The sequence below is a fragment of the Bacillus sp. SIMBA_005 genome (assembly GCF_046535585.1).
Lineage (GTDB): Bacteria > Bacillota > Bacilli > Bacillales > Bacillaceae > Bacillus > Bacillus pumilus.
The window spans coordinates 1-275 of record NZ_JAWRWI010000328.1; the positions used below are offsets into that span (position 1 = coordinate 1).

Below are 275 nucleotides of genomic sequence, written 5' to 3' on the forward strand. Positions count from 1 at the left end.
GTACAAAAAGATGAGTGGGACACTCCTCCAATCAATTGTGAAAATAAATTTCCTGAAGCAAATACAACAATGGCTGCCATTAAAGCGATGGCACCTGCGAATGGAGCTGTATTGATCACTACCGATCAGATCTTTGACGGATATGTAGTTTCTTCTGATGAAAACGGAAACTTCTACAAAACAATTTCTTTTCAGGATAAGCCTGAAAATCCGACAGTGGGTCTTCAAATAGAAGTTGATAAATCCAGCAATTATGCAGATTACCCAGTTGGAGC

The 275-nt window shown here is 39.3% G+C and carries 1 protein-coding gene; it reads left to right on the top strand.

Going from position 1 to position 275, the window contains the following annotated elements:
- Positions 1 to 275: DUF5689 domain-containing protein (locus SB660_RS20330; protein ID WP_410584122.1), on the top strand; the 275-nt coding region annotated here is incomplete at both ends.